At 33.4% G+C, this 13,395-nt stretch carries 13 protein-coding genes; 4 read left to right on the top strand and 9 right to left on the bottom strand.

Annotation, left to right across the window (positions count from 1 at the left end; genetic code table 11):
- On the top strand, nucleotides 1–339 hold a 339-nt coding region (locus VLC96_RS02190; RefSeq protein WP_325260413.1), incomplete at its 5' end, for an NAD(P)H-dependent oxidoreductase.
- A 2-nt stretch (nucleotides 340–341) separates the two neighbouring features.
- The gene (locus VLC96_RS02185; RefSeq protein WP_325260412.1) at nucleotides 342–632 is read left to right on the top strand and encodes a putative quinol monooxygenase; all 291 of its coding nucleotides are present in this window, start codon (nucleotides 342–344) and stop codon (nucleotides 630–632) included.
- 56 nt (nucleotides 633–688) lie between these two features.
- Here VLC96_RS02185 and lgt read toward each other — a convergent pair whose 3' ends face one another.
- From lgt to VLC96_RS02160, 5 genes are all read right to left on the bottom strand, one after another.
- The gene (lgt, locus tag VLC96_RS02180; protein WP_325260411.1) at nucleotides 689–1,618 is read right to left on the bottom strand and encodes a prolipoprotein diacylglyceryl transferase; all 930 of its coding nucleotides are present in this window, start codon (nucleotides 1,616–1,618) and stop codon (nucleotides 689–691) included.
- 73 nt (nucleotides 1,619–1,691) lie between these two features.
- Nucleotides 1,692–1,940, bottom strand: a complete 249-nt coding sequence (yidD, locus tag VLC96_RS02175; protein ID WP_325260410.1) for a membrane protein insertion efficiency factor YidD — start codon at nucleotides 1,938–1,940, stop codon at nucleotides 1,692–1,694.
- A 99-nt stretch (nucleotides 1,941–2,039) separates the two neighbouring features.
- Nucleotides 2,040–3,518: a cysteine--tRNA ligase gene (gene cysS / locus VLC96_RS02170; protein WP_325260409.1), complete on the bottom strand. Its 1,479-nt coding sequence runs from the start codon at nucleotides 3,516–3,518 to the stop codon at nucleotides 2,040–2,042.
- Between the two features lie 131 nt (nucleotides 3,519–3,649).
- A complete protein-coding gene (gene folE / locus VLC96_RS02165) occupies nucleotides 3,650–4,321 on the bottom strand; it encodes a GTP cyclohydrolase I FolE (RefSeq protein ID WP_325260408.1) in 672 nt (223 codons plus the stop codon).
- Between the two features lie 219 nt (nucleotides 4,322–4,540).
- Complete coding sequence (locus VLC96_RS02160; RefSeq protein ID WP_325260407.1) at nucleotides 4,541–5,737, bottom strand: pyridoxal phosphate-dependent aminotransferase; 1,197 nt, start codon at nucleotides 5,735–5,737, stop codon at nucleotides 4,541–4,543.
- Between the two features lie 127 nt (nucleotides 5,738–5,864).
- Here VLC96_RS02160 and VLC96_RS02155 point away from each other — a divergent pair, with 127 nt between their 5' ends.
- Entirely contained in the window at nucleotides 5,865–7,196 is a 1,332-nt protein-coding gene (locus VLC96_RS02155) for a PDZ domain-containing protein (RefSeq protein ID WP_325260406.1), read from the top strand.
- A gap of 38 nt (nucleotides 7,197–7,234) precedes the next feature.
- On the opposite strand, the gene VLC96_RS02150 is transcribed toward VLC96_RS02155, so the two are convergent.
- Nucleotides 7,235–7,624, bottom strand: coding sequence for a DUF1573 domain-containing protein (locus VLC96_RS02150; RefSeq protein WP_325260405.1), 390 nt, complete (start codon nucleotides 7,622–7,624; stop codon nucleotides 7,235–7,237).
- Nucleotides 7,625–7,876: 252 nt separating this feature from the next.
- On the opposite strand from VLC96_RS02150, the gene VLC96_RS02145 reads away from it, so the two are divergent.
- Entirely contained in the window at nucleotides 7,877–10,510 is a 2,634-nt protein-coding gene (locus VLC96_RS02145; protein WP_325260404.1) for a valine--tRNA ligase, read from the top strand.
- 52 nt (nucleotides 10,511–10,562) lie between these two features.
- On the opposite strand, the gene VLC96_RS02140 is transcribed toward VLC96_RS02145, so the two are convergent.
- The 3 genes from VLC96_RS02140 to VLC96_RS02130 form a co-directional block, all read right to left on the bottom strand.
- Nucleotides 10,563–12,032, bottom strand: a complete 1,470-nt coding sequence (locus VLC96_RS02140) for a geranylgeranyl reductase family protein (RefSeq protein ID WP_325260403.1) — start codon at nucleotides 12,030–12,032, stop codon at nucleotides 10,563–10,565.
- A gap of 4 nt (nucleotides 12,033–12,036) precedes the next feature.
- Complete coding sequence (locus VLC96_RS02135) at nucleotides 12,037–13,065, bottom strand: polyprenyl synthetase family protein (RefSeq protein WP_325260402.1); 1,029 nt, start codon at nucleotides 13,063–13,065, stop codon at nucleotides 12,037–12,039.
- 6 nt (nucleotides 13,066–13,071) lie between these two features.
- A partial coding sequence (locus VLC96_RS02130; protein WP_325260401.1) for a hypothetical protein occupies nucleotides 13,072–13,395 on the bottom strand: 324 nt, incomplete at its 5' end.

Genomic DNA, 13,395 nt, shown 5'->3' with positions numbered 1-13,395 from the left:
GTTTTTACCGAAGGACATAATAAAGGTATTTACAAAAGTGATGGACGCTCTTCTAAAAATCCTAAGATTAATTATGGAACAGGCGGAATGCTTCACGGCAGAAAATATATGGTCACTACTTCATGGAACGCGCCCAAAGAAGCTTTTACGTTACCAGGAGAATTTTTTAATGAAACAAGTGTTGATAATGGACCATTATTTGGTTTTCATCGTATGAATGCCTTTACCGGAATGACACCATTAGAAAGTATACATTTCCATGATATTGAGAAAAATGCTGACGTTGACAATGATTTGAAGTTATATGAAAATCATTTAACGGAATTATTTTTGAACTAATTATGGAAATAAATTTAACAGTAATTCTCAAAAGTAAAGCAGAGAATAGAGAAGAATTAAAAACAATTTTGCAGAATCTAGTAGAAAATTCGAGAAAGGAATTAGCTTGTATTCAATATGATTTACATCAAAATATTGATGATCCGAATATATTTGTTTTTCATGAGATTTGGAAAAATAAAGAAGGATTGGACTTGCATAATAAACAACCATATTTGTTGAATTTTAAACAAGCAGCCGAATCCCTTTTGCAAGAAAAAATAATTGTTTATACAACTTCCCAGATAGGATAATTAAAAAGCCACTAAATAAAAAATTAGTGGCTTTTTAATAATAGTATTGTTTGAGACTAAATTTCAGCTTTTTTTTTAGCAGTAAAAGTAAAATACAATCCTACTAGAATAAAAGGAATACTTAGCCATTGACCGGTTGATAATACGTTTCCTAAATCACTTTCAAATCCGCCTTGGCTTTCTTTCACTGATTCTACAATAATACGGACAGTAAATAAAAGGACTAAGAATAAACCAAATAAATACCCTGATTTTTTTCTAGCCTCTGTTTTCCAATATAAGAAAAACAAAATAGCAAAAACAAAGATATAACAAAATGCTTCATACAATTGTGCAGGATGTTTAGCAGGGACTTGCTCTAATAAATTAGCATATTGTGGATTGGTAGCTATTGCGTTATACGCTTCTTTTGGTGTAGGAAGCTGAGTTGCATTTACAGCTTGTCTTGGTGTGAATTGATCTCTGACAAAACGAATTCCAAATGCTGAAGTAGTTTCTTTACCAACGATTTCAGAATTGAAAAAATTACCCAATCTCACAAAAATAGCACCGCTTGCAACAGGAATTACCACTCGGTCTAAAATCCATAACATAGGTTTGTGAAGCACTTTTTTAGAAAAAAAGTACATAGCAACAATAATAGAAATTGCTGCTCCATGACTCGCTAATCCCTGATATCCGGTAAATTCAAATTTTGGACTGAAACGGAATGGCAATACAATTTCTGCTAAATTGTTTCGGTAATATTCCCAGTCGTAAAAGAAAACATGTCCCAAACGAGCTCCAATTAGAGTAGCTAATACAGTCCAAACAAATAAGGAATCCAATTTATCAATCGAAACATTTTCTCTGTCAAAAATGTGTTTCATTATATACCATCCTAGTCCAAATGCAATTACAAACATTAAGCTGTAAAAACGAATAATGAAAAAACCTAAATCAATACCTTCGGAAGGATTCCAAACAATGTTTAAAGCGTGTGTCATTTTATTTTTTAAATTTTTGTGAAAATACTATTTTGACTTGACTAATTACGTTAACTAAAAGAATTTTTCTTTTTTAATGTGAATGCTTGCATTTTTTTTCAGGAACTGGGTCATATCCTTTTCTTCCCCATGGATGGCAACTCAAAATTCTTTTTATTCCCAAATAACCTCCATAAAATAAACCGTGAATTTGCAATGCCTGAATCATATATGTTGAACATGTAGGTTCAAAACGACAAGCAGACGGTGTAAATGGGGAAATAGCTCCCTGATAAAACCGAACAAGCAAAACAAAAGGATATATGAGGATGTTTTTTAACATAAACTGTTAGTGTTCTGTATTGCTAATATAAACAGATTAAAAGGCATTGATATTATTAGTGATTACACAAAAACTGCCCACTTAAGTCTCTACAGAAATCTACTGAATACTAAACGAAGTCCCTTCTTTTCCGTCTTTTAATTGAATTCCCAAAGCGATTAATTGGTCACGGATTTGATCAGATAAAGCAAAATCTTTATTGTCGCGAGCTTGTTTACGCATGCCAATAAGCATGTTTACCACTCCTTCTAATTTATCAGTATTGCCATTTGTTTTTTCTTCCTGCAATCCTAAGATATCAAAGACAAAAGCGTGCATCGTATTGGTAAATAATTGTAAATCCGCGGCATTTAAAGTCTCTTTTCCATCTTTTAATAAGTTGGTAAAACGAACCCCTTCGAATAATTGAGCGATAAGAATCGGCGTGTTGAAATCGTCGTTCATGGCATCGTAGCACAATTGTTTCCAGCTAGGAATGTCTATTGAACTTGAGGAGCTAGCTGCAATTCCTTTCAAAGACTCCATAGCTTCCATCAATCTTTTATATCCTTTTTCGGCTGCTGTAATTGCTTCATCAGAAAAATCAAGAATACTTCTGTAATGGGCTTGCATCATAAAAAAACGCGTAACTGAAGCTGAAAATGCTTTACTTAAAAAAGGATTATTACCAGTTAAAATCTCACCTGGAAGAATGTTATTTCCGGTAGACTTCGCCATTTTTTTTCCGTTTAAAGTAAGCATATTGGCATGCATCCAGTAATTTACCGGAGTATGACCAGTGCATGCTTCATTTTGAGCAATTTCACATTCATGATGCGGGAATTTCAAATCCATTCCTCCACCGTGAATGTCAAAATGATTGCCTAAATATTTGGTACTCATCGCAGTACATTCTAAGTGCCAACCAGGAAAACCATCGCTCCAAGGAGAAGGCCAACGCATAATATGTTGTGGTTCGGCTTTTTTCCAAAGTGCAAAATCTTGAGGATTTCTTTTGTCAGACTGGCCGTCAAGATCCCTAGTATTCGCGAGCATATCTTCAATGTTGCGACCACTTAAAACACCGTAATGATTGGTTTCGTTAAATTTGACAACATCAAAATAAACCGAACCATTGGCTATATATCCAATTCCTTTGTCAATTATGGTTTTTATAATTTCAATTTGCTCAATAATATGACCCGTTGCTGTTGGCTCAATACTTGGTGGCAAAAAGTTAAAAGCATTCAGAATATCATGAAAATCTACGGTATAGCGTTGTACTACTTCCATAGGTTCCAACTGTTCTAAACGTGCTTTTTTGGCAATTTTATCTTCACCTTCATCCACATCATCAACAATGTGTCCAACATCAGTAATGTTTCGAACATAGCGCACTTTATATTCCAAATGCAATAAGTATCTAAAAATCACATCAAAAGACATAAAAGTTCTTACGTTTCCAAGATGCACATTGCTGTAAACCGTTGGGCCACACACATACATTCCCACATTTCCTTCGTTAATAGGCGTAAATGTTTCTTTTTCTCCAGAAAGAGAATTGTATATTTTTAAGGTCTGACTCTTGTATAAAGGCATAAAATTATTTTTTTGAAGCTAATCCTGCTTTCCGTTGCAATCTTTTTATCGTTTGAAAAAAAACGATAAAAAGGATTTTCACTTCAATCAGGGCTAGGGCATTAGGGTAATAAGTAGATTTTTTCTAAATATTAAAATTTTGTTTCCAATTTGATATAATCTAAAAACTCTCTTTTGATTTGAGCTTCTTTGAATTTACCACCAAATTCTGAAGTTACCGTACTACTTTCGATATCTTTGATTCCTCTTGAATTAACACAAAGGTGTTTGGCGTCGATAACACAAGCGACATCTTCTGTGCCAAGTGCTTTCTGAAGTTCTTGTACAATTTGCATCGTTAGGCGTTCTTGTACCTGAGGTCTTTTTGCAAAATGTTCTACAATACGATTCATTTTAGAAAGACCAATAACTCTTCCGCTTGAAATATAAGCCACATGTGCTCTTCCAATTATTGGTAACAAATGATGCTCACAGGTAGAATACAGTGTAATGTTTTTTTCAACTAACATTTCGCCGTATTTGTAATTGTTTTCAAAAGTAGATGCTTTTGGTTTTTTATCAGGATTCAAGCCGCCAAAAATTTCTTTGACAAACATTTTTGCAACACGATTGGGAGTTCCTTTCATGCTGTCATCAGTTAGATCCATTCCTAAAGTATAAAGAATGTTTTCAACATCTTTTTTTATTTTTTCAATCTTTTCTTCATCTGTAATGTCAAAAGCGTCTGTTCTGACTGGGTTTTGAGCATTTGTACTAATATGATTGTTTCCTATTTCGTCCTGAAATTCTTCGTTGTTTATCATTAAAAGGTACTATTTTTTTATGAGTTTCTATTTTTAAGGGGTAAAGATAATTAATAAAAAGGAAACATTTTCTATCGTTTCGGCTTTTAATTATTCATAAAATCGATACAAACATTGATTGTTTTGATGTAAAAACAAAAAAGACAATAGCAATGAATGTTATTGTCTTTTTATTGGTATTAGTGGCTATGCTATGTATTTACAGCATAGTCGATAAGGTTATTTTGAATTGTATACTTTAATAGCTTCTTTTAAAATAGTAACAGCACTTATTAAGTCCTCTTTTTTCAAAACATAAGCGATACGAACCTGGTTCAAACCTACATTTGGAGTAGAATAAAATCCGGCTGCGGGTGCTACCATTACAGTTTCACCATTTAAGTTGTATTTTTCTAAAAGCCATTGTGCAAAATCATCGGCATTATCAATTGGAAGCTGAGCAATGCAATAAAAAGCAGCTTTTGGAGTCTTAACAATTACACCTTCTATTTTGTTCAATTCGCTAATTAGAATATCTCTGCGTTCTTTGTATTCGACAATAACTTCGTCAAAATAACTTTGTGGTGTGTCAATTGCAGCTTCACAAGCAATTTGTTCAATTGTAGGCGGACATAAACGTGCTTGTGCAAATTTCATTGCTGCAGCAATAACTTCCTTGTTTTTGGTTACCATGCAGCCAATACGAGCTCCACACATACTGTATCTTTTGGAAACCGAATCAATCATGATTACGTTTTGCTCGATTCCTTGTAAATTCATCACAGAAAAATGTTTGTCTCTTTCATCATAAATGAATTCGCGATACACTTCGTCTGCAATTAAAAATAAATCATGCTTTTTGACCAATTCGCCAAGCTGTTTAATTTCAGATTCTGAGTATAAATATCCTGTCGGATTATTTGGGTTGCAAATTAAGATTGCTTTTGATTTTGGTGTAATTGCTTTTTCGAACTCTTCAATTGTTGGCAATTTGAAGCTGTTTTCAATATTGGAAATTACAGGTACAACTTTTGCACTTGATTCTTCAGAGAAAGCACTGTAGTTTGCATAAAAAGGTTCAGGAATAATGACTTCGTCACCTGGATCCATGATGCTTCCAAGCGCAAACAGAAGCGCTTCAGAGCCACCTGTCGTGATCATTATATCTTCAAAGCTTACTTTTACATTTTGTTTAGTATAAAATTGAGCTAACTTTTTTCTGTAACTTTCATATCCGGCAGAAGGACCATATTCGATAATGTTTAAATCAATATTTTTTATTGCATTAATGGCGACTTCGGGGCTTTTTATATCGGGTTGTCCAATGTTTAAATGATAAACCTTGCGGCCTTCTTTCTTAGCTTTATCAGCATAAGGTGCCAATTTTCGAATTGGGGATTCCGGCATTCTTCGGCCTCTGATGGAAATTTCAGGCATAAGTGTAAAATTTTTGAGGTGCAAATTTGCAACTTATTTTCCAAAAATACAGAAAAGAATATGCCAATTTTATTGTTTTTAGTTTATTATTATCGTATATTGAGTAATATTATAGAAATATGTCTAAATGAAAAAAAAATGTGTTTTTTTTCTTTTATTACTAACAATTCTTCCAGTTTTTTCACAAAATGGTTTTGTATTTAATAAAGGAGTAGAAAAGGTCACTGTACCAATTGTATTGATTAATAATTTGGTTTTTATTCCAATTAAAGTGAATGGAGTAGAGTTAAATTTCCTTTTAGATTCGGGAGTTGAGGAAACTATTTTATTTAGTTTGGAGGATAATCCAGCAGTGAGTTTTTATAATACACAAAAAATAAGTCTGAAAGGTTTAGGTAGTGAAGATGCCATCGAAGGTTTGAAAACTACCAATAATATTTTAGAATTGAATGGTGCCAAAGCCGATCATCAGCTTATTTATGTTATTCTGGATCAGAGTTTTAATCTTTCCTCTCAAATTGGTATTCCTGTAAATGGCATTATTGGCTATGAATTTTTTAGAGAAAACTTAGTTCGTATCGATTATTCGAATAAAAAAGTGACTATTTATAATGATAATGATATCATTAGAGGTAAAATTGAAAAAAAATTCGACAAAATTCCTATGCCAGTAGAAAGATCTAAGCCTTATTTAATGGGTAAAGTTGATATTGCTGAAGCCAAAGTCCCTGTGAAAATGCTGATCGATACTGGAAATAGTGATTCTGTTTGGCTTTTTCAAAATCTATCAGAAGAAATTAAAGTTCCCCCTAAACATTTTGATGATTTTTTAGGAAAAGGTTTTAGTGGAGATATTGAGGGCAAACGAGCAAGAGTTACTAATTTCTCATTTGATAAATATAGTTTTAGATCCCCAATAATTGCATTTCCAGATTCAAGTTCTATAAAAAGTGTTCGTATGGTAAAAAATAGAGCTGGATCAGTTGGCGGAGAAATTTTAAAAAGGTTTTTAGTAATTTTTGATTATAAAAATGAACAGTTGTATTTGAAGAAAAATTCCAGATTTGGAGAGCCATTTAGTTATAACAGAAGTGGCATCGAAATAAAACACAATGGAATACAATGGGTAAAAGAAACTGTGAAATTGGAAACAGTACCTATATCTGGTAGTATAACATTTGATAGTGAAGGGAAAAATGTTACCAATGATTTCAAATATAAATTTGTTTTGAAACCAATTTATGAGATAGCAAATATTAGAAGAAATTCTGCAGCTGAAAAATGCGGTTTAAAAGTTGGCGACATCGTTTTGTCAGTTAACAAAGCACCTGCTTACCGATATTCATTAGAAAAACTTAATGAATTGTTTAAATCAGAAGAGGATAAAATGATTTATTTGGAAGTCGAAAGAAATAATCAACCTTTACAATTTAGTTTCCAATTGGCGGATGATTTGTAACAAAAAAAAACGCTTTAAAAGCGTTTTTTTTTTGTATTTTAATCTGTAAGTACTTCACCTTTGATTTTAAGAGGAACCCTTCCGCCATCATAATTTACGGCATTCGTTTCCAGTGTGATGGTTTTTCGAATTGGTCCAGGAACCATGTTGTATTTTATTTCGATTTTATCAGATTTGCCAGGAGAAATTGACTGAGTTGGCTTGTATAAAATGGTAAAACTGGCAGTAGTTTGAATTCCTGTTATATTTAATGGAGCATCACCAATATTGGTAAATGTAAAATTTCGGACTCCATTATCCGCAGATTTACTTATTTTGCCGTAATCAACGGTGTTGTCAGATTGTTGAATAGCAATCTTTGGACCATTTTGCGCTGTGCAGCTGTAGCTTACAAGCAATACCAAGATAAAAGATACAATATGTCTCATTTTTTTAATTTTTCAGTAGGTTATAGTAAATATACTACCTTTTAATTAATACACAATTTTTTATTTCGCTTTTTATACTGTGCTTAATTATTTACTTTTGTCGCTAAATTTAATCACAAAGATTAGACCAAAACAAAACTGATTATTTGTTTGGCTATTTAATCGTTAATTTGATTCTGAAATAACGATTAGAATGTAGTTAAGCATTCAGTACTAAGTAAATCAACGATAACACGAATCCACTTTAGAAAAATGACAATTCCTGCACAATTTGACGCTAAAAATATCGAGAATAAATGGTATGACTATTGGATGAAAAACAATTATTTCCATTCAAAACCTGACCATAGAACACCTTATTCTATTGTAATTCCACCTCCAAATGTCACAGGAGTTTTACACATGGGACACATGTTGAACAATACAATTCAGGATGTTTTAATTCGTCGTGCGCGTTTAAAAGGATTTAACGCTTGTTGGGTTCCTGGAACAGATCACGCTTCTATTGCTACTGAAGCAAAAGTGGTTGCCAAATTAAAATCGGAAGGAATCAATAAATCAGATTTAACCAGAGAAGAGTTTCTAAAACATGCTTACGATTGGACGGATAAATATGGGGGAACCATTCTCGAACAATTAAAACAATTAGGTTGTTCATGTGACTGGGAAAGAACCAAATTCACGATGGATCCTGATATGTCAGCATCTGTAATTAAATCTTTTGTGGATTTATACAACAAAGGTTTGATTTATCGTGGTTACCGAATGGTAAACTGGGATCCGGAAGCCAAAACTACTTTGTCTGATGAAGAAGTTATTTATGAAGAACAAAATGGAAAATTATTTTTCCTAAAATATAAAATTGTAGGAAGTGAAGACTTCTTAACCGTTGCAACTACGCGTCCTGAAACTATTTTTGGAGATACAGCAATCTGCATTAATCCAAATGATGAGCGTTTTGCTCATTTGAAAGGGAAAAAAGCGATTGTTCCAATATGTGGTCGTGTAATTCCAATTATTGAAGATGAATATGTAGATGTTGAATTTGGAACAGGTTGTTTGAAAGTGACTCCAGCTCACGATGTGAATGATAAAGCATTAGGGGAGAAACACAATTTAGAAATCGTTGATATTTTCAATGAAGATGCGACTTTGAATAGTTTTGGATTGCATTATCAAGGGAAAGATCGTTTTGTGGTTCGTACCGAAATTGCAAAAGAATTAGAAGAAAATGGTTCTTTGGCAAAAACTGAAATTCACCTGAACAAAGTGGGAACTTCTGAAAGAACAAAAGCCGTAATCGAACCTCGTTTGTCTGACCAATGGTTTCTGAAAATGGAAGATTTGGTAAAACCAGCTATTCAATCGGTTTTGGTTGATGGAGATATTAAATTACACCCAAAACGTTTTGATAACACTTATGCGCATTGGTTAAACAATATCCGCGATTGGAATATCTCTCGTCAATTGTGGTGGGGACAACAAATTCCAGCCTATTATTATGGTGATGGAAAAGAAGATTTCGTAGTTGCTGAGAACATTGAAGAAGCTTTAGTTTTGGCTAAAGAAAGAACCAACAACCAACAACTTACAACCGATAACCTTACTCAAGATGCCGATGCTTTAGATACTTGGTTTTCTTCTTGGCTATGGCCAATGTCTGTTTTTGGCGGAATTTTGGATCCTGAAAACGAAGATTTTAAATATTACTATCCAACCAATGATTTAGTAACTGGTCCGGATATTTTGTTTTTCTGGGTGGCGCGAATGATTATTGCTGGTTATGAATATACGGGTGAGAAACCATTTTCTAATGTGTACTTAACCGGATTGGTTCGTGACAAACAAAGACGCAAAATGTCTAAATCGTTAGGGAATTCTCCAGAACCGTTAGAATTAATCGAAAAATTTGGTGCTGATGGAGTTCGTGTAGGATTGCTTTTGAGCGCTTCTGCAGGAAACGATATCATGTTTGATGAAGAGCTTTGTAATCAAGGAAAAGGATTTTCAAATAAAATTTGGAATGCTTTCAAATTGATTAAAGGCTGGGAAGTTTCGGATTCAATTCCACAACCAGAATCTTCTAAAGTGGCGATTGAATGGTACGAAGCTAAATTGCAGCAAACGCTTTTGGAAATCGAAGATAACTTTGAAAAATACAGAATTTCAGATGCTTTGATGGGGATTTACAAATTGGTTTGGGATGATTTCTGTTCTTGGTTCCTGGAAATGATTAAGCCTGCTTACCAACAGCCAATTGACAGCGTAACTTTTGCGAAAGCGATCGAAATGTTAGAAAGTAATCTTAAATTATTGCATCCATTTATGCCGTTTTTGACAGAAGAAATTTGGCAACATATTGCAGAGAGAACTCCTGAAGAAGCTTTAATCGTTTCGACTTGGCCAGAATTAAAACCGTTTGATGCCAAATTAATTACTGATTTTGAAAATACAATTGAAGTGATTTCTGGAATTAGAACGATTCGTAAGGACAAGAATATTCCGTTTAAGGATACAATTGAATTGAAAGCAGTAAATAATGATAAGGCTTCCACTTATTTTGATTCGGTTGTAACCAAATTAGGGAACATCACTTCATTAGAATATGTTTCGGATAAAGTGGATGGCGCATTGTCTTTCCGTGTTAAATCAAATGAATATTTTATTCCAATCTCGGGTAATATTGATGTAGAAGCTGAAATTGCTAAATTGACGGAAGAGTTAAATTACATTAAAGGTTTCTTGAAATCGGTACAGGTTAAATTGTCAAATGAAAAATTTGTTGCCAATGCAAAACCTGAAATCATCGAAAACGAACGCAAAAAAGAAGCCGATGCTCTTTCTAAAATAGAAACAATTGAGCAGAGTTTGGCTGGATTGAAATAAAAAATATTAAACAATAATGACCTCCAAAAGTTAAACTGTTTGGAGGTTTTTTTTATGGTTTTTTATCATTTGAATTTTTAACAACGTAATGCGCCACTTTGACCGTTTTTGTAATTGTATTAGCTACCCATTGAATATGATCTTTTGGATATTGCTTAATTTCTTTTATCATATTTAGGATTAACCTTGATTTATTGAGGTTATAGTCAACAATGGATTCCGGTTTTTTTAAATTGCTACTAATAGTTTCTTCAATTTCGACTCCAGCTTGTAAAATCGATTTTAGGATAAAAGGAATGGTGAGGGCTTTGTAGGAGGGATGTGTTCCTTCAAATATTCCGGCAACAATTCCAGCATATTCTTTGTCTTTTTTGGCACGTGCAATAAGAATCTTGACAATAGTTATCCAAAGGGGAGTAAATGTTTTGTTTCGGGAGAATTGTACCAATAAATCAGAAAAGGCAAAATCATAACCTATTTCGCTAATTAATTTATTGGTGTATTCCATTAGTATTTCTTCACTAAAATCATTTGTATTCACACATTTTTCAATGGTTTCAGAAGCCCAACGGGAACTTAGTAAGGCATATTGAATTCCATCACCACTCAAAGGGTTTATCAAGCCTGCAGCCTCACCAACTAAAATTAATCTATCACTAATGATTTTTCTTTCTGGATTAAAAAAGGTAATTGGACAACCTTCAATTTTACCTTCTAGAAAACCTTTTCCTATTCGTTTCAGGATTTCCGGATTATTATTGATGTGTTTTAGCAATAACTCTTTTATATGTTCGGGTTTGTAAGGGATGGTTTGTGAGATCATGGCAATTCCAATATTTGCGCCTTTTTCTCCTTTTGGAAACATCCAAAAAATTCCCGGAAATCCTTCGGAATTAAAGTAAATATCAACCCTATCTGTTGGCCCGTTTACATTGTCATAATAAGCTCGTAAACCTAAAAGCTGGTAGTTCTCTCCGGGTTTTTTACCGTGGAGTTGTCTTGCTATTGTCGAATTGCTGCCGTCTGCACCAACAATAAGTTTGGTTTTTAAGGAATATGTTTTGTTTCCATTTTTTAAGTTTACCAAAGCATAATTTTCGGAAATGGTATAACCAACAACTCTTGTAGATTCAATATACTTTGCAGTCGCTTTTTTGGCAGCTTCAACGATTAGGGCGTCGAGTTCAATTCTTGGGATTATGCGAGCATGAAAATTTACATTTTCAGGTTTCATAAGATCGATAAAGACTTTCTCATTATTTAAAAATAGTCCCACTTTCTTTATTTCATTGGCTTTCTTAAATTTTTCGGTTTCCGTTATTCCCATTAGGTCTAATTCTCCAAGTGCAATTGGGCTTATTCCATCGCCGCATATTTTGTCCCTTGGAAATTTTTCGGCATCAACCACAATTACATTTATTCCCTTAGAAGCGAGATGAAAGGCAAGGCCGCTTCCTGCTGGTCCACCACCAACAATCAGTACATCACAATCATAGTCTATTTTGGGTTTAATGATAATCATAGTTTTAGTATTCCCGGTTAATCATATAGGTTATGATATTTTCGATTAAAGCTTTGTCTTTGGTGTCTGGTAAGCTTGAAAAAATGGCGTAAAATTCCATTAGAGCAGCTCCGGCTAAATATTTTGCTGTTTTTTTTGCATAATTTATCGAGCCATAATGATTCATTAAGTTCAAAATTCTGTTAACACTTTCGTTTGTTCTTTCTTTTATCGGAATGGATAAAAAATCTTGTATTTGATTACGTTCTGAGTTGGAACACTTTTCTAAAAGATGGATTAGCATTAATGTTCTTTTGCCTTCAATTATATCGCCACCAATCTCTTTTCCGTATTTTTCTTCTTCGGCAATGAGATTAAGAATATCATCTTGTATTTGAAATGAGGTTCCCATAAAATAACCCAATCGGTTAAAGATTTCAGGATTTATTTTACCTTTTGTCCCAATGATGGCGCCAATTCTAAGTGGATAAATACATGTATACCAGCAGGTTTTTTTTAGAATCATCCTTAAATAATCACCTTCATTTAAGTTGCTTATATTATCTTTTCTCCATCCTAATTCCATCGCTTGACCTTCTACAGATTCGGTAATCATATTTTGAATTTCAAGGAATATTTTCATCGAAACTTTATCACCTAATATTTTTCGGTTATTCAATAAGGGGGACAAACCCAAAACCTGCATAGCATCTCCAACATTTATGGCAATGGATTTATTATTGGCCTGATGTAAAGTGGGTTTATTTCTTCTATAAAAGCTTTCATCTTCCACATCGTCGTGAACGAGAAAGGCATTGTGCAATAATTCTAAAGTAATTGCGGAGTTAATGGATTGGGATAAATTTCCACCGTAAGCTTTGCAGGAAGCAATACATAATCCAGGGCGAAATCCTTTACCTCCTCTTTTTGGGTATTCGTGCATTAAATCATATAAATACTTCTTCGGTTCTTTATTGGGAATGTAAGACTGAATCCCCTCTAAAGTAATCGCTCCGTATTCCTGAAGCATAGATTTCATCAACGAATCATCCATAGTTTTTTAAATTACTTCTATGCTTAGAATAATAAGCAACGATTCGTTATCGAAATCAGTGATTAAGGAATTGTATTTTCCTGATGCTGTTTTTGGGGGAATTTTTACTGAAATAGTAACATCAACTTCTTTTTGGTTTTTAAGATTGACGATAGAGGGATATATTTTTATTGATCTGGAATTTATTATTTGTTGATTTGGACCAATAAAATCATTCTTTTGAAACCGTATTATTTTATTTTTTAATGAATCTTCGGATATTATAAATTGAAATTGTACCAATTCACCTGATTGGACTGGTTTTTCGGATACGAGTCTTAAAACTGAATT

It is taken from the genome of Flavobacterium sp., assembly GCF_035456085.1.
Classification (GTDB): Bacteria; Bacteroidota; Bacteroidia; order Flavobacteriales; family Flavobacteriaceae; genus Flavobacterium.
This window is presented reverse-complemented; position numbering and strand designations above follow the sequence as displayed.

Excerpts from the sequence above, each read along its gene's own strand:
- VLC96_RS02185 (WP_325260412.1), top strand. The coding sequence starts at position 342 with ATGGAAATAAATTTAACAGTAATTCTCAAAAGTAAAGCAGAGAATAGA.
- lgt (WP_325260411.1), bottom strand. The coding sequence starts at position 1,618 with ATGACACACGCTTTAAACATTGTTTGGAATCCTTCCGAAGGTATTGAT.
- yidD (WP_325260410.1), bottom strand. The coding sequence starts at position 1,940 with ATGTTAAAAAACATCCTCATATATCCTTTTGTTTTGCTTGTTCGGTTT.
- cysS (WP_325260409.1), bottom strand. The coding sequence starts at position 3,518 with ATGCCTTTATACAAGAGTCAGACCTTAAAAATATACAATTCTCTTTCT.
- folE (WP_325260408.1), bottom strand. The coding sequence starts at position 4,321 with ATGATAAACAACGAAGAATTTCAGGACGAAATAGGAAACAATCATATT.
- VLC96_RS02160 (WP_325260407.1), bottom strand. The coding sequence starts at position 5,737 with ATGCCTGAAATTTCCATCAGAGGCCGAAGAATGCCGGAATCCCCAATT.
- VLC96_RS02155 (WP_325260406.1), top strand. The coding sequence starts at position 5,865 with ATGAAAAAAAAATGTGTTTTTTTTCTTTTATTACTAACAATTCTTCCA.
- VLC96_RS02150 (WP_325260405.1), bottom strand. The coding sequence starts at position 7,624 with ATGAGACATATTGTATCTTTTATCTTGGTATTGCTTGTAAGCTACAGC.
- VLC96_RS02145 (WP_325260404.1), top strand. The coding sequence starts at position 7,877 with ATGACAATTCCTGCACAATTTGACGCTAAAAATATCGAGAATAAATGG.
- VLC96_RS02140 (WP_325260403.1), bottom strand. The coding sequence starts at position 12,032 with ATGATTATCATTAAACCCAAAATAGACTATGATTGTGATGTACTGATT.
- VLC96_RS02135 (WP_325260402.1), bottom strand. The coding sequence starts at position 13,065 with ATGGATGATTCGTTGATGAAATCTATGCTTCAGGAATACGGAGCGATT.